Below are 17,225 nucleotides of genomic sequence, written 5' to 3'. Positions count from 1 at the left end.
GTCATAGGTCGACAATTATTTCGACGTCAATTGGACCGATAAAGAACGCGGAACTGCGGCGGTACGGGTCGCCCCATCGCTTGCCCCGGGACATTGAGCACAGAGATAATCTGTCCAATTTCGACGCCACGTTCCAAAAGAGCGGCATTGAGCGCCACGACAGTGTCATCGGAGTAGAGCTCTCGAATTCTAACAGTTTGAGTTAAACCAGCTTTTTCCTTTTCAATGGGCATGACAAATACTCCAAGAGAATTTCTAGAGGATAGAGACGCGCGAGTGGCAGCGGTTGCAGGTGAACGCATCGAGCGTGGTTGGGAACGGACGGTTACGCGGGCGGTCTGCTCGTCTCATCTTAAGACGTTCGTACACGCGGGTACTGCCGCGCTAGCAACGTCGAGTTTGATAGAAACACCACGCTTAATGGCCGCGGCTACGACAATTTTCTCTAACTCCCGATCGGTCGCATCGCAATTTGGCAGACAAAGACGCATTGCCTGGATCGCGCGAGCCGTCGACAAGAATCCCGAAGTACCTCTGGACCGTACATAAGCGTCGGCCACGTCCTCTGCCGAGCGCGTTGGGAACGAGAGAGAAAGCATCATTGTAGAACTCCAGCCTCGGTAAATATACATCGCAGGCGATCACAGTGTGCACTTCTCGGCATCCGACATAGACCTATATTGCCTCGTTGTTTATTGATATCATGAAAACTTATCGTCGATATAATTTACATTAAACTTTTTCGTCACACGCCATAGAACAATCCTGAGTGTATTGCCTCACATCAATTTGACAAACGAATTTCGTTGTCATTTGGCCGCAGCTTTTTTGCTTCCACTATTCGGGTAGGCCCAATTCCGGGAGCGCGTTCGTGAATGCCGTCTGCCCCTGGCGACGCTGGACGGTTCGATCAAAGTGCCGGCTGAAGGGTGACCGACAGGTTTCGGCGCGCAACCGCGCTCATCGGCGTCAACACCTCACTTTTGCGGCGACGCGCGGCCCTTTCGGCGGCGGTTCATGCGATGGCGACGCGGTCCAGATAGATCGGACGCTTCATACTGCAGAGGATGTTGGCCATGCCGATCTTCGTCGGCATGGCGCGTGCGATGCCAATGGTTCGGATGAACAGCTCCATAGGGCTCTTCTGCTTGGCAAAGACATGCTCGACGCTCGAACGCACCTTCGATTTGATGTTGTGGGCGCGTCGGGCGGCCTCCGGCATCGGCCTGGTTTTAGGCTTATGGCGAGGATTTGGCAGACGAAACCGTTTTTCTGGCCGGTGCCAATCAAGCCCGTCGAGACTCTGACGGAGCAACACCTGCATGCTGACGATAGACGCGGCTAAAATGTCCGGCATTTGGAAAACCACACCTGTAAGCGATTTCACTGATTTGCAGGTCGCTGGTTCCCAATAGGGTTCTCGCATAGTGCAAGCGCAGCGCAAGATAGGCCGCCACGGGGCCCGTTTGTATTTCTGTGGCAAACAATCGCTCAAGCTGGCGACGTGAAATCCCAAGTTTGCTGGCGATTTCCGTCACCGTGATTTTTTCCTGCAGATTACTTTCCATCAGAAGCAAAGCACGCCTGATGTGGCGGCTTTTGGCCTTCGGAAACAGCTCTCCGTTGGGCTGCGCGTCACGGCCTGTTCTGATTCTGTCTAGGACCAAAATCTTCGCGGCTTTCTCTGCCGCCTTGCCGCCAGCATGCTTAGAGGCAAAGTAACTGGCCAAGTCAGCTGCGCCGGCACCTCCAGCGCAGGTGGAGCGATTTCCATCAATTGAAAACAAAGTGTCCGCGTGCGCGCGGACGTGTGGGAATGCGTTTCGAAATTCCTTGACGTGAAACCAGCTCACGCAGGCTCGATAGTTGTCGAGCAGACCATAATGCGCCAGTACGAAACTGCCGGTGCATAAAGCAGTAAGCGGCACATCTCGCTGTGCGGCCCGTCGGAGAAAGGCCTCCTTTTCGCCGCTGAGGTACTGCGTGCCGTTGAGCAATCCCCCGACAACAACGATATTGTCGTATTCCTGCGGATCCGTGATTTGCCTCGTGGGCAGTAACTCAACACCGCAACTCGAGCGGATTGGAAGACCCCTCTCTCCAATAATCTGCCAGTCGAACTTCCCACGCCGGCTGCGGTCGTCGTCATCGCCCGCAAGGCGCAGTGTGTCGAGAAACAGCGACAGTGGGGAAAGTGTAAAGTTTCGGGCGAGCAGGAAGCCAAAACGCAATACCAATCCTCCTATTCCCCAGGCAGGATGTGGCTCGCGTCGGCGCGCCACGACACCCAGATAGTGGCGCCGGGTATCAAATTCAGCTGCTCCAACTCGTCGTGGCTCTTCTGTGCCTTGAGTTCGATGCCGTCTACCCCTTCGAGATGGATGACGGCAGTGGCACCGACAAACTCCTCGCCAACCACTGAGGCTCGCATCGCGTTGCTGGTGGCCGGCTGGCGGTTGCTCAACTGCACGCGGTCACCCGACACGACGAACGTCGCCTTGTCACCCTTAGCCAATGCCTTTGCCGGGTTCGGCGCGACGTCAAACTCTCCGGCTGGCGTGGCGATCCTGACCGCATCGCTGCTGATCCCGGAGACTTTGCCGGCAAAGACGTTCGAGGAGCCCAGGAATTCCGCGACGAACCGTGTGCGCGGGGCCCGGTAGATCTCCTGCGGATTACCGATCTGTTCGATACGACCACGGCTCATGATGACGACGCGGTCGGCCATCGAAAAAGCCTCGGACTGGCTGTGTGTCACATAGACGAACGTAATCCCGAGCTCCTTCTGCAGGTTCGACAGCACAGTCTGCATGCGAACCTTGAGATGTGCGTCGAGCGCCGAGAGCGGCTCGTCGAGCAACAGGATTCCCGGTTCCGTCACAAGGGAACGGGCGAGCGCCACGCGCTGGCGCTGCCCGCCGGAGAGGTGCGCGACGTTGCGTTGTGCGAATTCTGTGATCTGCATTCGCTCCAGCCATTTGTCGACACGCCGGGCGCGCTCCGCCTTGTCGACGCCGCGCATTCGCAGGCTGAACTCGACGTTCTCGCGCACGGTCAGGAAGGGGAACAGCGCCAGACTCTGCCACACCATTGGCGTGTCGCGACGCCACGTCGGCAAATCGTTGATGCGCTTGCCGGCCAAGCGGATTTCGCCCTCGGTCGGCGCCTCGAGTCCGGCCAACATCCTGAGTGTCGTCGTCTTGCCGCAGCCACTCGACCCCATGATGGCCAGGAACTCGCCCTTGCGGATATCGAGATCCATGCGTTCGACGGCGACGAAGGCGCCGAACCTTTTGACCACGCCGTTAAAGACGACGAGAGCTTCTTCGATCATGTCTGTGTCTCCGCTTTGCCGCCACTGATCTGGGCGACGTTGCGTTTCATGAGGAGGAGTTGAGCGAGGACCACCAGGGTCATCGAAGCCAGGAACACGAAGGTGCCGATGACGTTGATGCGCGGGCTGACCTGGCCTTGCAGGAAGCCGAGGACCTTGACCGGCAGCGTCTCGTGCAGCCCGGATACAAACCAGGCGACGGCAAATTCGTCGAATGACACTGCCATGGTGATGAACAGCGCTGCGAAGATCGCTGGCCGGCAGAAAGGGACGATCACATGCTGCATAGCCATCCATTCCGAGGCGCCGAGGTTCCACGCCGCGGCTTCCAGCGAGGGGTCCATCTGGGACAGCCGCAGCCGGCAGATCGCCATGGCGAAGGGAGCGCACATCACCACATGGGCGATGATAACGGAGTGGATTTCGCCCGACAGGCTGACATTCGACAAGAAGGCCAGCATGGCGAGGCCGAGGATGACCACCGGAATGGTCGGCGGAAGCAGCGCCAGTGCCACGTAGAGCGGCTTTCCGAAGAATTTGTAGCGGAAATCTGTGTACGCGGCGCCGAAGCCGATCGCAGTGGCCAGCACCGAGACGGTGGCGCCGACGATCAAGGTGTTGCGCAGGCCTTCCCAGACCAGCGGGTCGGCATAGACGGCCTCGTACCAGATGGTCGAGAAGCCACCAAGCGGCAGCGACGGGAAGCGGTCGACATTGAGCGAAAAGACGAAGCTTGCCGCGATTGGCGCGAAGATGAAGGCGAATGAGAAGGCGATGTAGAGCTTCAGCGCCCAGTCGACCAGCCGGCTGCGGTTCAAGTGGTTCATCGTCCGCGCTCCCTATAGGCGTAGCTCACGGCCGCGAATGCCACCGCAAGCAGGGTCGCGATCATGGTCAAGGCGATGACGGCAGCGCGCGGCCATTGCTGGCCCGACTTGGTCGTATCGGTGATCAGGATCGATAGCGTCGGCGGATCGCCGCCGCCAAGATAAAGCGGGCTGACGAAATCACCGAAAGTGAGAATGAAGCAGAATAGCGCCGCGATCACCAGTCCGACCCTGGCCGCCGGCACGACGATCTCGAACACGGTGCGCAGCCGCCCGCAGCGCAGATTATGGGCGGCCTCGATCAGCGTTCTGTCGACGAAAATGAGGCTGAACAGCTGTAAAAGCACCACCAGCGGGAAGCACAAGGTCAGGTAGCCGACCATCGTGCCGAAGGTTGAATTCAGCATCCCGAACGGGCCGACGCCGACATGGGTGAGCAGTGCGTTGATGATGCCGTTGTCGGACAGGAAGATCTGCCAGGAATAGACGCGCACCAGATAAGAGGTGAAGAATGGTATGACCATCAAGAACACGGCCCAACGCCGAGCCGTTTCGGACAGCTTGAAGGCGATGCCGTAGGCGCAAGGGAATGCCAGTGCGCTGGTGATGATCGCGGCGGCGCCTGACAGGCACAGCGTGCGGAAATAGGCGTCCCAGAAGACGCCACGGCCAAGCATCCTTACCCAGTTGTCCGGATTGAAATCCGGTTCCATACGGAAGTTTTTGACCGTCCAGAAGCTGAGAGCGATCAGAAAGACAAGCGGCGCCAGGAAGAACAGCACCTGCCAGACCAGCATCGGCAGCGAAAATGTCAGGCCGTATAGTGTAATCGACTTTCGCATTGGCACAGGCCCCGCCCGATTGAACACGGCTCATCCGTCCGCACGGTGCACGGCGAGGCCTCAAAGGATGCCGGGCGAGCCTTCGAGCCCCACCCGGCAGTTTCTGACCGTTACGATCCCTTGTATTCGGACCAGAAGTCGTTCCAGTCTTCAAGGCTCTGCTGAACGGGCAGTTGACGATATTTGATGCGTCCGTTGCGGATCATGTCCATCACATTGCTCTCGTTGAGCAGCATGCCCTGCCGCTTGGCTTCCGCCGGGGTTTCAGTGGCCAAGAGCTCCCAGCCCTTTTTGTTCGGGATAAGGCACGGATAGGCCACCATATTGGCCGACTTTACCTGCCCCTTGGCGGACGTGATGTACTGGATCCATTTCTTCGCCAGATCGGCCTTTTGCGACCCTTTGCCGATCGAGAAAGATTCGGTGAACTGCAGGCCGCCCTCCTCCGGAATGGCGGTGCGTACCTTTGCGCCGCCCTTCTCCAGCGCCCCGGTTATCCAGTCGCCGATGCCCGCCATGGCCAGCATCTGGCCGTTCTGAAGCGACGAGAAGGTCCCACCGTAGTCGAAGAATCCGCCGATCTGGGGGCGCAGCGATCTGGTCTTTTCCTGCACGGCGCTCCAGGCCGCATCATTGATATCATACGGCGTGGCGTTGCCGTTGAGCAGGCTGATCTGGCCGAGATTGGGGAGATGCCAATCGAAATGCCCGACCTTGCCCTTCAGCTTCTCGGCCCAGTAGACATTGTAGGTCGAGGCCTCCTTCTCGGTGATCGCTTCGGTATTGTAAGCAACGCCGAGGAAGCCGAAGCGCGTGATGACGGAATAGAGATCGTTGCCCTGCCAATGCCCCGGAAAATGCTGGAATTCGGGAAAGAATTCATCGAACGGGTAATCGGCGGGATCGAGCTTCTCGATATAGCCGGCCGCGTTGAGCTGCTGCACGTATTCGGCATCCGACAGGATGACGTCGAATGTTCCGGGAGGCGATTGCGCGATCAGCCCGAGCATGTTGTCGCCCCCGGTGTAGTATTTGGGCTTGAACTTGACGTTGTTCGCAGCCTCGAACTCGGCAACCACGTCAGGCTCGGCATGGCCATACCAGGCGAGCATATTGAGTTCGACCGGCTCGGCGAAAGCCAGCCGGCTGAGGAACGGCATTGCAAGAGCACCGCCGCCCAGGATAGTTGCACCCTTTAGAAGATCGCGGCGCGTGCGTTCGCCGGACAAGCTTTTTTTGATTGTCATGGTTGTTCCCCTTGGCTTGTTGTCCAGCAAGCCTAGGAAGGGTTGAGCTATTTGGAAAATTAATTCTTATAATAAATGCATTTGTATCGCTTATTGCCGATCCAACTCGATCGGCCGCCGCACGGGGTCGCCGGAGACACCGGCTTCATCCAGACGCGCGACGATGTGGTTGACCAGCCTGATACCCGCGTCAGACAGGCGGGGATGCTTGTAGAACAGACCGACACGGATTTCTGCGAGCGCTGGAAACCCGTCCGTTTCGTCAAGAACGCGCATGCCAGGCAGCATCGTGTAGCGAGTCAGCGCGCTGACGCCAAGCCCATTCACCACGGCGTTCTGCAACCCCGCGATGCCGGAGCCCGTGTAGGCCACCCGCCACCGGATTTCTGCGGCATCAAGAGACTGGATCATGCGGGCGCGATAGGCACAACCTTCCGGGTGCGCCGCCAAATGCACCCCAGTTCCCAAATCGAAGCGCGCCCCTTCAGCAGCAGCCCAGATCGGTCGCTCGATCCAGGAACGGGACAGGTACTGCGAACGCTCGTTGTTGACCATCGCCACAGCCAGATCGAGTTCGTCGGCGCGCAACCGATCGAGAATGTCGGCGCTCCAGCCGCAATGGATTTCCAGTGAAATTCCCGGATGCTGGCTGGTGTATTCGGTGATGACGCCCTGCAGGAAGGCGACCGCATAGTCGTTCGGCAGGCCGATGCGCAGTACGCCGGCTATCTTCGCGCGGTTGAAATAGGAGGCGGCCTCATCGTTGAGCCGCAGCATCTCGCGAGCATAGCTGAGCAGCATCTCCCCCTCGCTGGTCAGGAGCAGTGTGCGTCCGACCTGTTTGATGAGGGGCGCGCCGACCAGTTCCTCAAGCCGGCGGATCTGCAGCGAGATGGCCGGCTGGGTACGCCCAAGCGCATCACCTGCCTTTGTATAGGCGCCAAGATCGATTACCGACACGAAGGTCCGCAACAGGTCGGTCTGGAAGTTGATTATGTTGCGCATGGATTTGGATTTCTCATACGTGGATCATGAATATAAATTTTCCATATCACGGCTCTCGCCGTTAATCAGTAGTGCGACAGCCGAAAAATTGGGAGACCGTCATGCCGGATGCCACAGTATTTGCCGCCGAGCTGCCGTGGCCGGACTATGACAAAATGGTTCGCGGCGGCTCGGTGCCCATCCTCCTACCGGTCGGATCGATGGAACAGCATGGTCATCACATGCCCATGCATGTCGACGTGCTGTTGCCCGTCGAATTCTCCCGACGCGTCGCCGGGAAAATCGGCGCACTGGTCGCGCCGCCCTTCACCTATGGCTACAAGTCGCATCAGAAGTCTGGCGGCGGCAATCACCTGCCGGGTACGACCAGCCTGGATGGTGCGACGCTGGTCGCAGCACTCCGCGACGTCATCAAGGAGTTCGCCCGCCACGGCGTGCGCAAGATCTGCTTTGTGAACGGTCATTTTGAGAACTCGTGGTTCATCGTCGAGGGCATCGATCTGGCGCTGCGCGAACTACGCTGGGGGGGCATTGGCGACATGAAGATCGTCGTGCTGTCGTATTGGGATTTCGTCGACAAGGCGACCATCGCACGCCTCTATCCGGACGGGTTCGCCGGCTGGGACCTCGAGCATGGCGGCGTGCTCGAGACGTCGCTGATGCTGGCGCTGTATCCGAACTTCGTTCATCTTGAGCGCGCCGTTGATCATAAACCGGCGAGCTTCCCGCCTTATGATGTCTACCCGCCCAAGCCTGAATGGACACCGCCGAGCGGCACACTGTCGTCGCCCAAGGAGGCGTCGAAGGCGAAGGGCGACATCCTGCTGGATGTTTGCGTAAGCGGCATCGTCCAGGCGCTGGAAGTCGAATTTCCACGCTGAGGCTCGCACCGTCGAGCGAATAGTATGTCCGTATCTACCGACAGAATTTCTGCCTTCGGACTTGCACATGGAGGCTGAAGGCCGGATGCGTTTGCGTGTGGCTGCCTGATGGTTGTGACAGATGATCGCCGCCACAGCGCAGTGTTTCAATTGAAACATGACGAAACGCCTGTCACGTTTGCCGACCCAGGCGAAAACAGCCGAGCTTGGTGGAAAGCACGGATGGCGATGGCCCTTATCGACGTCAGCAAGATTGGAAGCGACAGCTACGTCGCAGACATGACGATTGGCACGGACTCCATTTCCGTGCGTGTCAAAAAGCGAAGGTGGAAGCGTCCAAGCACAATGCCGATCGGGCATAGCGGCTAGAAGCGCCTGCCCCAACATGAGCCGATTATTGAGAACGACAAGGAGCTTACTCAGGGATCATCGATGCTATCGGTTGGACGTGCGCCGACACTTCTGCATGGGCTGCACATCACGCGCGCTTCGCGCAGTTTTCCCAATCCCTAATTTCAAACTGACGCACCACCGCCAGGCAAGTTGCGTCATCAAGGTACCAGGTATGCCAGTCCGCCAGCTCCATCAGTATGGAAATGGCCAATTTGGGGGTGCCTGCGATATCTCCTCGCCGACATTTTTTTCACGTGCACTCAAAGCAGAATCGCTGCGCTTCACAGGGGCGTCTGACGTTAACACGCTTATCAGATAGATGACTAACTCGTGGATGAGGCCGTAAACAGGCGACGCAGAGTATGGGTCGGGCCGATTTGGCTGGCCCGACCTCCCACGATGCCACTGGTGTGGGATATAAAACACTTCGTCAGCCGCCGACGATGTTATGCTCTGGGCCGAAAGGAAAGCCGGTGATGTTTTCCGCTCCGCTCTCCTTCACGATCAGGATGTCGTGTTCGCGATAGCCACCGGCACCAGGCATGCCTTCCGGCAGCATCACCATCGGTTCCATCGAGACGACCATGCCGGGTTGCAGCACCGTATCGATGTCCTCGCGCAATTCGACGCCCGCCTCGCGGCCATAATAATGGCAAAGCACACCGAAGGAATGCCCGTAGCCGAAGGAGCGATACTTCAGCAGATCCCATTCCCGGTACATATCGTTGAGCTCGATCGCGATGTCCTTGCAGCGCGCGCCCGGCTTGATCAGTTCAAGCCCGCGGCGGTGGACGGCGACGTTCTTCTGCCAGATGTCGAGACTGGCGTCGTCGACATGATCGCAAAACAGCGTGCGTTCGAGCGCGGTGTAGTAGCCGAAGATCATGGGGAATGTGTTGAGCGACAGGATGTCGCCTGACTGGACGAGGCGGTTGGTAACCGGATTGTGGGCGCCGTCGGTGTTGATCCCCGACTGAAACCAGGTCCAGGTGTCCATCAACTCGACATAAGGGTGCGACTTCGCGATCTCGCGGATCATGGCGCTGGTTGTTGCGATTGCTACCTCATGCTCCGGCACGCCTGTCTTCACGGCAGCCACGCAGGCGGCACCGCCGACGTCGCAGACGCGTGCCCCCTCGCGGATCAGCTTTTGCTCTTCCAGCGACTTGATGGAGCGCATCCACATTGACGGCTGAGCAACATCTACGAATTCGACGCCTGGCAGTGCCTCCTCAAGTTGACGGCGGAAGTCGAGGTTGACGTGGTCGAACTCGATACCGATGCGCTTGGCGCCGGCAGTGAGTTGGCGCACTGCACTATAGAAATTGTCGCGGCGCCAGTCGGTGTAGGTAATGTTATCGCCAAAGCTGCGGCGGTAGGGTTGGCCGCCGTCGATACCGGCCGAAATCGTGGTCGCCTTGTTGTGGTCGATAACCATGCCGTATTTGCGGCCGAAGTAGCAGTAGAGCCAGCCGGAATAATAGTTGATGCAATGGTAGGATGTGAACAGCGTCGCATCCACATTGTTCTCGGCCATCCAGCGGCGAATATCGTTTTGGCGCCGTTTCATCTCAGCTTCGGAAAACGGCGAATACTCCTTCTCGCCATTGTGCCATGCCGTCACGTGTAACATGTCTTCAGTCATCGTGCTTTTTCCCTGCGAGGTTGATGCAGGAAGCTACGATGATGGGGTGTATCAGGAAAATTTATTCACCTGATAGCTGCATTTCCAGAAATTATGGGTGTTGCCGGCAGGAAGGCCGTGGCTTTAGAGAACGTCCCCCGAACTAAGGTTAACGATGTCTGGCTCAGCGTATGGTCATCCGATCTTGTTTCTAAAAAATGAACATGACTCGAATGACCCCAGTCCGATCGACCCCGTCCGTTCCGCCCTCGCCTTCCTTTCGACCGGACGCGTTGTTCAAGTTGACGCCCCACCGGGCGCCGCTGGCCATTCGCGACGCGTGCCGCCCTTTCCTTGGGCGTGCCGGTATTGGTCGGCTGGGCTGCGATTGGCTTTCGGACTTCAGCTTTGAGAGCGGCTCTTGAAGCGCCAGGATTCGTTGCCAGTCTCAGCGATCTCGCAGTGATCGGTGAGGCGGTCTAGCAGCGCGCTTGTCATCTTGGCGGGGCCGATCAAGCACACATCACCTTTGCTTCAAACTATGCGAACTCGACCCGACTGCAGATTGCCGACCTGATCGCGAGGCACGGGCCGGCGCGTTTCGGGTATGACGCGCTCGACTTGCGCCCGGGTTGGTGCTTTGCTGTCTGGCTGGAGAGGCAAGGAATGGGCATGGCAAGGCTCGGTCGGTTCATACTCTGGCTGTTTATCGCGCCAGGCGACATTCTCTCCGATCGGCTTGGCGTTTCCATAGACCAAAACCGCGACCTTGTTCGCATGCTTTTCAATTCGCTCTTCTGGATATTGATCGTCATCATCGGCCTAGCGATCTGGACGTCACGAATGCCAGCGTTCCGATAGAGCGAAGACTTGCCTGCGCTGCCGGCACGGCCATGCCCAGAGACTATCTGACCATTGCTCAGGTCGGCCTCCTGGTGTTGGCTGGCGGATCTTTCGCATGGCTGACCCAAATGGCGGGCGTCCTCGTCTGGCCCAGAGGACTGGAAAAGGTGGCCGTCGCGGCGGCGGGACAAGCCGTCGCGGGCTTTGCGGAGGCCATCGGTACGGCCGACGAGGATCGGCTCCGCCACACGGCCGCACTGGCCATGCACGAATCCTGGACCGCGCTGGTGACGCACCAGCCGACCCGCCCCCGACCCAACGGCTCTCTGAGCCGTCTGCGTGCGCTCAATCGGGAATTGAACCTGCTCTTCGCAAGCGTCATGAACGCTCCCGCCATTGGCGACTTCTCACTTGCGGCCACCGCCGACAGGGCGCGTCTGCTCGCACCCAGGCGGTTGACACCAGAGAATATGCGGAACGCACGGACCCCAATCATGTCCCGCTAGGTCACCACGGATTGTCGGGATCGCTGCGGGAAGGCCTGCGACCTTGGTCACCGCCCCTTCTGGTGGCGGCGCGCGTCGGCGTCGCCGGAGCGATCGGCGCGGCTTTCGATCACGAGAACCTCCCTGGTGAAAGGCTGCCAACGATCAGTTGCCAGCCGCGACGGTATCGGAAAACGCAACGCCGTGACAGCGCTTAGACACTTGAAGGGACATCAGGCGTCTTTGGGAAGCACCTGGAGTACCCGTGCAATGAACATATGGAACTCCGCCATGTAGTTGCGCAGAAACTGCTCGGTGGATTCAACCGTCACTTCGCCGCTGTCCGTGATCAGGCCCGGCGTGAACTGTATGTAGGCTTCCGGAGCATTCATCTGCGGCGAATTGCAGAAGCTCAGCACGCTGCGCAGGCTTTGCTGGGCCACGGCGGTTCCGATGGTCCCTGGTGATGTCCCAATGACGGCCGACGGCTTTCGAGCGAAGGAATTCTTGCCATATGGGCGGCTCGCCCAGTCGATCGCGTTTTTCAGCCCGCCTGGGATCGAGCGGTTGTACTCGGGCGTTATGAAAAGCACTGCCTCCACAGCGGCAATGGAGTCTTTGAAAGCGCGAGCGACAGGTGGAAAGTCGGCATCGTAGTCGTAGCTGTAGAGCGGCAAATCCTTGAAGGAAATCTCCGACATCTCAAGCTCTGGCGGGGCAAGCTGAACGAGTGCCTTTGCAAGCTTGCGATTGATCGATCCCTTGGCGAGGCTGCCGATCAGGTAGCCGACCTTGTGTATGGTCATGAGGCCCTCCGGCGTTTCCGACCGACCCAACAACAGTATCCGCTTAATCAAGGACAGGCGCCAGTCAAATTCCTGTCAGGTGACCAAAACCGATGATAAGCTCGGATATCCATCTTGGCCGGGCAGGCGCCACAAAGCTGGCAGCAGGTCATGTTTAGCTGGCGTTGGCATGGCGATCGCCAACAAATTCAGCGCGGATCTTCCTCGTTCGAAGGGTCTGCTGCCACCCGTCCTCGGGCCGACAGATGTGCGACAGGCAGACGCCAATCGTATCTGATTGCCATGAAGCGAAGGCCGAAGCATAAGAGCCCTCCAGCCAATGCCGAGATGCCATAGGAAAGACCTAGCTTATCGCCGATGACGACGATGGATGCGCCAGCGAGTGCAGCAATGGCATAGAGATCAGAACGCAGCACTTGTGGGATCTCTGCGAGAAGAACGTCGCGGGTCATGCCGCCGCCGATACCTGTCAACATACCAAGGAGGGCGGCCATTCCCGGGTTCAACCCGAACTCGATAGCCTTCTGCGCGCCCGCGACTGCAAAGAGCGATAGTCCCGCCGCATCGAACAGAAGCATCGGGCTGCGCAGCCTGTCGACACCGGCATACCAGAAGAACGTGATGAGCCCTGCCAGCACAGAAACCAGCAGATATCGGCTGTCCGTGAGAGCAGCCGGAGGGACTGCGCCGATCAGCAAATCGCGCGTGATCCCGCCAAAATTCCCGGCCACGAAAGACAAAACGAGGATGCCGAAAATGTCGAGACGACGATTGACCGCGGCAACAGCGCCGCTGATCGCGAAGACGAAGGTGCCGACCAGGTCCAGAACATGCACAAACGTTTCAATGGTGATCATGACGGCTCCGCCCGCGCAAGCTTAGCGCATCGAACCGAAAGCACGAAACAGCATGCAAACGAGCCTGACCCACAGACAAAGGCAGCCCGTTCTCGACAAACCTCCCATCCCATCCCAAAGGCGTCACTTCGCGTTCGCGCCAAGCCAGGCCAGCGCGCCAACCATTAACGCCTCCACACCTGTTTCCAATGTAGGATGCAGAACCGGCGCGAATTGTGGACTGTGATTGACCGGCAGTTCGTTCAGCTTACCCGCTGCCTTGGCCTTGGCATAGATCTTAGGATCATTGCCGCCAACAAACCAAAATACCGAAGGCACCTGCCACGCGGTGCCGAAGCAGCCGAAATCCTCGCTCGCCGGCGCGGGGCCTGTGTGTTTTACTCGATCGGCAGAAAAATACCCGCGAAAAGCCTCGGCAATGCGGTTGCTCGCGGTCTCGTCATTCACATTCAGCGGATAGCGGTCGAGCGGCGTGATCTCCGGCTTGCGCGGGGCGCCCGAGGCTTCGGCTTCGGCATTGACGATCCGCTCGATCGCCGCAAGCACGTGCTTGCGTACACCGGCGTCGAATGTGCGCACATTGAGCTTGATGACGGCGTCGTCGGGAATGACGTTTTCCTTGGTGCCGGCCTGCAACACACCGACCGTGACCACCGCCGCATCGGTGGCGGCAACCTCGCGGGACACGATGGTCTGAAGTCGCAGGACGACCGATGCCGCCATCACAACGGGATCTATACTCGCTTGCGGCATCGAGCCATGGGCGCCGCGCCCGAACAGCCGGATTTGAAGGCCGTCCGCCGCGGAGGTGATTGGGCCGGCGCTGCCGGCGACAGTGCCCGCGGGACCGACCATGACATGCTGGCCAAGCACGACATCAGGCGTTGGGAAGCGTTTAAGCAGGCCGTCATCGATCATGGCCTGGGCGCCTTGGGCGGTTTCTTCACCAGGCTGGAAGACGGCCATCAATGTACCCGTCCAGTTTTTGCGCGTCTGCGACAAGAGCGTCGCCGCACCGACCAGCCAGGCGACATGCATGTCGTGGCCGCACATATGCCCTACCGGCACCGTGTTCCCTTCGGCGTCCTTTGCCGTGACCTTGCTGGCATAGGCGAGGCCGGTGTTCTCGGCGATCGGGAGCGCGTCCATGTCGGCACGCAGCATCACCGTCGGCCCCTTGCCGTTGCGGAGCAGTCCCACCACACCCGTTTTGCCCACCCCGGCTGTTACCTCGTAACCGGCCTCCTTGAGCCTCTCAGCGGCAATGCCCGCTGTTCGCGTCTCCTGCATCGACAGTTCTGGATGGGCGTGAATGTCTTTATAGAGCGCCTCAAGATCGGGCAGTAGCTTGTCCATGTTCGACAGAACGGCGGATGTGTCCTCACGAGAAGTCTGCTTCTTCATGACAATCTCCTGCCGAGGGCTTGCACAACTGGCTTTTAGGCCTTCGATGGCACAGCGGAGTAAACGGTGATCATTGCTGTCCCCTGTATCGACAGCAAGCCAAATTCTTATGATCAACCGATCGTGACCTCAACCGCGGTCGCCGTGCTGGTATTCCCGGGCGACGCCTTCATGCGTATTTCCAAGGGCTCGGCGTCGACGGCTTAGTCGCCCCGTAGCGATGTCAAAGATCAGTTTCGGGGGCGAACTCTCGAAACTCACCAGTAACCCTTGATCGATTTTCATGGCTGCGAGCTTCGAGACTAGGTCTGCCCCTACGATCGCCGGCACCTTAAGACCAAACGTGTCGATGCCCTTCCCTGAGAGCCACTGCCTATGCGGCTTCTTACGTCAGTCTTGCCCGCGTCGTGCGCGGCGTCGCAAGGAGCAGGCTCGTTTCGCTGCCAGTTAAGCCAGCAATGAGCCGATGCGGCGCAGGTCCGTGGCTCGTTGCTCAGGGACAGAGCACCGACGAAAGAGACGAGCGCCTCGGGTACTGTCACGCCCTCGAAGTTGGCACGTTCGAAAACGCGGCGATGATCGCCTCGAGCGAGATATTCAAAGCGCTGGAAAAGTTCCTGCCCTTCTGCCACATCGCAACGTAGTGATAGAGCGCTGACGGTTCCACCGGTTTTGCTTCGAGATGAAACGCCGCGTATTCACGCGCAATAATCTCATTGGTTATCGAAATGCCTAGGCCAGCCGAAACGTATCCGGCTTCGTGACCGTTGCAATCGAATTCCACGAGTATGTCTGGCTCAACGCCGGCGAAGCGCAAGGCATTGAAGTTCATTTGGTGGGCGGCGAACTGCGGATCGATATCGACGATCGTTTCGCCTGCCAGGTCGTGAGCCTCGATACAGGTCTGTTTTGAAAAGCGGTGGTCGGGATGGAAGATGCATACGTTCCGTGCCGACCCGAGCGGCGCCCATTCAAACAGGCGTGGATCCAGTGGCAACCTCGAGATTCCGAGATCCGCCCGCCCAGCCAGGATGTGCTCGCCGATCTGCTCGTAGCTTCCCGAAATCGACCGGATGTTTGAAGCGGTCTTTGAGTGGATGATCGCCACGACCTTGGGCAACGTCACGAAACCGAAAACAGAAGGTGCGGCAATCGCAATCCTCTGCTTTTCCTCGTGCTTCATCGCGAAGATCGACGCTTCCAGACGATCCAGGGACGTCAGGGCAAGTTCTACGTTTCGCAGGAGTTCCCAGGCTTCCTGCAAGGGAACGATGCGGTTGGCTGATCTCTTGAAGAGTGTGATGCCGAGAGTGGTCTCGAGTTGCTTCACATGTTGACTGACGGCCGGTTGGCTTATCCCGAGCGCAACCGCTGCTCGCCTTGTCGAACCGGCCCGCAACACTTCCCGGAAGACCTTCAGTTGACGGAGCTTCAGGTCGCTCTGCAGCAACTCCATTCCCTGCGCTCCTTTCCCTGATAACGCCCACCCGGGAAGCGGATAACGCCAACCCGGGAGCAACGAACCGCCTCAGTATATAACGGTGCGTTATAGATAAAATAATAAAAATTATAGATTGAGTGTGTAATTGCACACGCTATAATTGGGCAACATCTTAAATTAACTCCAAATTACAAATAAAACAATTCGCAACCTTGGGTTATACGACTTTGTCTGGGTGACACGGACCGTCGTATCTCGCGGTATTGCGAGTCAAGGAACGTGCCCCATGGGTGGTTTTACTACTCAGTTTGTTGTCGCACTCGCCGTGACGATAAGCCTGGCTCTTGTCAGCGGCTGCCTGGGTACGGCATTCGGGCTGTTTCTGGCCATTTCGAAGGGCACGGCACAGCCGCGCCTCACCAGCGTCGTGACGGCCTACACGACGGTTGTCCGTGGTGTACCAGAACTTCTCATTATCCTGCTCATCTACTTCGGCGGAACGACCCTCGCCAGCAAGATCGCCGGCCGCTATGTGGAGGTGAACGCATTCACCGCAGGCGTTATCGCACTCTCGGTCGTCTTCAGCGGTTATGCGACCGAAGTGTTTCGCGGCGCGATTGCGGCAGTGCCAGCGGGTCAAACCGAAGCGGCAAAGTCACTTGGGCTGAACGCCTGGCAGCGCTGGATGTTCGTCATCGGACCTCAGATGCTGCGGCTGGCGCTGCCGGCCTACGGCAATCTCTGGATTTCGCTCTTCAAGGATACCGCGCTGGTTTCGATCGTCGGCCTGACCGACATCATGCGCGTTGCGTATGTAGGAGCCGGATCCTTGCGCGCGCCATTGACCTTCTACCTTGCGGCCTCCGCTCTTTATCTCTCGCTGACCACCGTCACGCTGCTGTCGATCCGGCTGGCTGAACGGCGCTATCCGGCACTCGGCCGGTAGGGGGGCGCGACCGATGAACCTCGGCTTGATGTTTGACGCAATGGTTGTCCTGCCTTCGGGCGTTGGTCTCACATTGACCCTGACGGTCCTGTCGCTGACGGCCGGATTTCTTCTGTCCGTGCCGCTGGCCTTCATCCGTGCGTTTGGAGGTCCCGGCCTCTCGCTGGCGGTGCTCGCCTACACCTATGTGATACGCGGCACGCCGATGCTTGTTCAGCTCTTTCTGCTCTACTACGGCCTCGCTCAGATCGAGGCGGTGCGAGCCAGCATCTTCTGGGTCATCCTGCGCG

18 protein-coding genes and 2 pseudogenes are annotated in these 17,225 nt (G+C 58.7%); 5 read left to right on the top strand and 15 right to left on the bottom strand.

Translation table 11 applies throughout. The features are described 5' to 3' along the window. Positions 1-26: 26 nt before the first annotated feature. From NR193_RS24765 to NR193_RS24730, 8 genes are all read right to left on the bottom strand, one after another. Positions 27-233: a hypothetical protein gene (locus NR193_RS24765; RefSeq protein WP_256753376.1), complete on the bottom strand. Its 207-nt coding sequence runs from the start codon at positions 231-233 to the stop codon at positions 27-29. A gap of 782 nt (positions 234-1,015) precedes the next feature. Continuing rightward, positions 1,016-1,222: a hypothetical protein gene (locus NR193_RS24760; protein WP_256753375.1), complete on the bottom strand. Its 207-nt coding sequence runs from the start codon at positions 1,220-1,222 to the stop codon at positions 1,016-1,018. A gap of 64 nt (positions 1,223-1,286) precedes the next feature. Beyond that, positions 1,287-2,231, bottom strand: a complete 945-nt coding sequence (locus NR193_RS24755; protein ID WP_256753374.1) for a GlxA family transcriptional regulator — start codon at positions 2,229-2,231, stop codon at positions 1,287-1,289. An 11-nt stretch (positions 2,232-2,242) separates the two neighbouring features. Beyond that, a complete protein-coding gene (locus tag NR193_RS24750) occupies positions 2,243-3,262 on the bottom strand; it encodes an ABC transporter ATP-binding protein (protein ID WP_256753373.1) in 1,020 nt (339 codons plus the stop codon). A 68-nt stretch (positions 3,263-3,330) separates the two neighbouring features. Further along, positions 3,331-4,161 (bottom strand): ABC transporter permease, encoded by an 831-nt coding sequence (locus NR193_RS24745; RefSeq protein ID WP_256753372.1) that lies wholly within the window; start codon positions 4,159-4,161, stop codon positions 3,331-3,333. Continuing rightward, positions 4,158-5,003: an ABC transporter permease gene (locus NR193_RS24740; RefSeq protein WP_256753371.1), complete on the bottom strand. Its 846-nt coding sequence runs from the start codon at positions 5,001-5,003 to the stop codon at positions 4,158-4,160. Before NR193_RS24740 ends, NR193_RS24745 begins: the two co-directional genes overlap by 4 nt. A 110-nt stretch (positions 5,004-5,113) precedes the next feature. After that, positions 5,114-6,250 (bottom strand): extracellular solute-binding protein, encoded by a 1,137-nt coding sequence (locus NR193_RS24735; RefSeq protein WP_256753370.1) that lies wholly within the window; start codon positions 6,248-6,250, stop codon positions 5,114-5,116. 90 nt (positions 6,251-6,340) lie between these two features. After that, on the bottom strand, positions 6,341-7,222 hold the full coding sequence (locus NR193_RS24730) for a LysR substrate-binding domain-containing protein (protein ID WP_256753369.1): 882 nt from the start codon (positions 7,220-7,222) through the stop codon (positions 6,341-6,343). Between the two features lie 134 nt (positions 7,223-7,356). Here NR193_RS24730 and NR193_RS24725 point away from each other — a divergent pair, with 134 nt between their 5' ends. Further along, positions 7,357-8,136: a creatininase gene (locus tag NR193_RS24725; RefSeq protein ID WP_256753368.1), complete on the top strand. Its 780-nt coding sequence runs from the start codon at positions 7,357-7,359 to the stop codon at positions 8,134-8,136. A gap of 823 nt (positions 8,137-8,959) precedes the next feature. On the opposite strand, the gene NR193_RS24720 is transcribed toward NR193_RS24725, so the two are convergent. Both NR193_RS24720 and NR193_RS24715 read right to left on the bottom strand, forming a co-directional pair. Continuing rightward, positions 8,960-10,174, bottom strand: a complete 1,215-nt coding sequence (locus NR193_RS24720; RefSeq protein WP_256753367.1) for a M24 family metallopeptidase — start codon at positions 10,172-10,174, stop codon at positions 8,960-8,962. Positions 10,175-10,555: 381 nt separating this feature from the next. Continuing rightward, positions 10,556-10,663 (bottom strand): annotated as a pseudogene (locus NR193_RS24715) (ATP-binding protein); the annotation flags it as partial. Positions 10,664-11,046: 383 nt separating this feature from the next. Between NR193_RS24715 and NR193_RS24710 the strand changes: the two are divergent. Further along, complete coding sequence (locus tag NR193_RS24710; RefSeq protein WP_256753366.1) at positions 11,047-11,502, top strand: hypothetical protein; 456 nt, start codon at positions 11,047-11,049, stop codon at positions 11,500-11,502. 212 nt (positions 11,503-11,714) lie between these two features. On the opposite strand, the gene NR193_RS24705 is transcribed toward NR193_RS24710, so the two are convergent. The 3 genes from NR193_RS24705 to NR193_RS24695 form a co-directional block, all read right to left on the bottom strand. Then, the gene (locus NR193_RS24705; RefSeq protein WP_256753365.1) at positions 11,715-12,287 is read right to left on the bottom strand and encodes an NADPH-dependent FMN reductase; all 573 of its coding nucleotides are present in this window, start codon (positions 12,285-12,287) and stop codon (positions 11,715-11,717) included. A 188-nt stretch (positions 12,288-12,475) separates the two neighbouring features. After that, on the bottom strand, positions 12,476-13,144 hold the full coding sequence (locus NR193_RS24700) for a trimeric intracellular cation channel family protein (protein ID WP_256753364.1): 669 nt from the start codon (positions 13,142-13,144) through the stop codon (positions 12,476-12,478). A 123-nt stretch (positions 13,145-13,267) separates the two neighbouring features. After that, complete coding sequence (locus NR193_RS24695) at positions 13,268-14,548, bottom strand: M20 family metallopeptidase (protein ID WP_256753363.1); 1,281 nt, start codon at positions 14,546-14,548, stop codon at positions 13,268-13,270. A 66-nt stretch (positions 14,549-14,614) separates the two neighbouring features. Between NR193_RS24695 and NR193_RS24690 the strand changes: the two genes are divergently transcribed. After that, a complete protein-coding gene (locus NR193_RS24690) occupies positions 14,615-14,755 on the top strand; it encodes a hypothetical protein (protein WP_256753362.1) in 141 nt (46 codons plus the stop codon). Positions 14,756-14,933: 178 nt separating this feature from the next. Here the strand turns inward: NR193_RS24690 and NR193_RS24685 are convergent. Then, positions 14,934-15,014: pseudogene (locus NR193_RS24685) on the bottom strand (AsnC family transcriptional regulator); the annotation flags it as partial. 72 nt (positions 15,015-15,086) lie between these two features. Continuing rightward, positions 15,087-16,004 carry a LysR family transcriptional regulator gene (locus NR193_RS24680; RefSeq protein ID WP_256753361.1) on the bottom strand — a complete coding sequence of 306 codons (918 nt, stop codon included), beginning with the start codon at positions 16,002-16,004 and terminating at the stop codon, positions 15,087-15,089. 271 nt (positions 16,005-16,275) lie between these two features. On the opposite strand from NR193_RS24680, the gene NR193_RS24675 reads away from it, so the two are divergent. Beyond that, positions 16,276-16,935 (top strand): ABC transporter permease, encoded by a 660-nt coding sequence (locus NR193_RS24675; protein ID WP_256753360.1) that lies wholly within the window; start codon positions 16,276-16,278, stop codon positions 16,933-16,935. 28 nt (positions 16,936-16,963) lie between these two features. Then, positions 16,964-17,225: ABC transporter permease subunit (locus tag NR193_RS24670; RefSeq protein WP_256753359.1), on the top strand; the 262-nt coding region annotated here is incomplete at its 3' end.

It is taken from the genome of Mesorhizobium sp. Mes31 (genome assembly GCF_024519675.1).
Classification (GTDB): Bacteria; Pseudomonadota; Alphaproteobacteria; order Rhizobiales; family Rhizobiaceae; genus Mesorhizobium.
The sequence above is the reverse complement of the archived record's forward strand: the minus strand, read 5'-3'. Positions and strand labels throughout refer to the sequence as shown.

Excerpts from the sequence above, each read along its gene's own strand:
- NR193_RS24735 (WP_256753370.1), bottom strand. The coding sequence starts at position 6,250 with ATGACAATCAAAAAAAGCTTGTCCGGCGAACGCACGCGCCGCGATCTT.
- NR193_RS24695 (WP_256753363.1), bottom strand. The coding sequence starts at position 14,548 with ATGAAGAAGCAGACTTCTCGTGAGGACACATCCGCCGTTCTGTCGAAC.
- NR193_RS24750 (WP_256753373.1), bottom strand. The coding sequence starts at position 3,262 with ATGGATCTCGATATCCGCAAGGGCGAGTTCCTGGCCATCATGGGGTCG.
- NR193_RS24720 (WP_256753367.1), bottom strand. The coding sequence starts at position 10,174 with ATGACTGAAGACATGTTACACGTGACGGCATGGCACAATGGCGAGAAG.
- NR193_RS24760 (WP_256753375.1), bottom strand. The coding sequence starts at position 1,222 with ATGCCGGAGGCCGCCCGACGCGCCCACAACATCAAATCGAAGGTGCGT.
- NR193_RS24740 (WP_256753371.1), bottom strand. The coding sequence starts at position 5,003 with ATGCGAAAGTCGATTACACTATACGGCCTGACATTTTCGCTGCCGATG.
- NR193_RS24680 (WP_256753361.1), bottom strand. The coding sequence starts at position 16,004 with ATGGAGTTGCTGCAGAGCGACCTGAAGCTCCGTCAACTGAAGGTCTTC.
- NR193_RS24725 (WP_256753368.1), top strand. The coding sequence starts at position 7,357 with ATGCCGGATGCCACAGTATTTGCCGCCGAGCTGCCGTGGCCGGACTAT.
- NR193_RS24700 (WP_256753364.1), bottom strand. The coding sequence starts at position 13,144 with ATGATCACCATTGAAACGTTTGTGCATGTTCTGGACCTGGTCGGCACC.
- NR193_RS24675 (WP_256753360.1), top strand. The coding sequence starts at position 16,276 with ATGGGTGGTTTTACTACTCAGTTTGTTGTCGCACTCGCCGTGACGATA.
- NR193_RS24710 (WP_256753366.1), top strand. The coding sequence starts at position 11,047 with ATGCCCAGAGACTATCTGACCATTGCTCAGGTCGGCCTCCTGGTGTTG.
- NR193_RS24765 (WP_256753376.1), bottom strand. The coding sequence starts at position 233 with ATGCCCATTGAAAAGGAAAAAGCTGGTTTAACTCAAACTGTTAGAATT.
- NR193_RS24745 (WP_256753372.1), bottom strand. The coding sequence starts at position 4,161 with ATGAACCACTTGAACCGCAGCCGGCTGGTCGACTGGGCGCTGAAGCTC.
- NR193_RS24705 (WP_256753365.1), bottom strand. The coding sequence starts at position 12,287 with ATGACCATACACAAGGTCGGCTACCTGATCGGCAGCCTCGCCAAGGGA.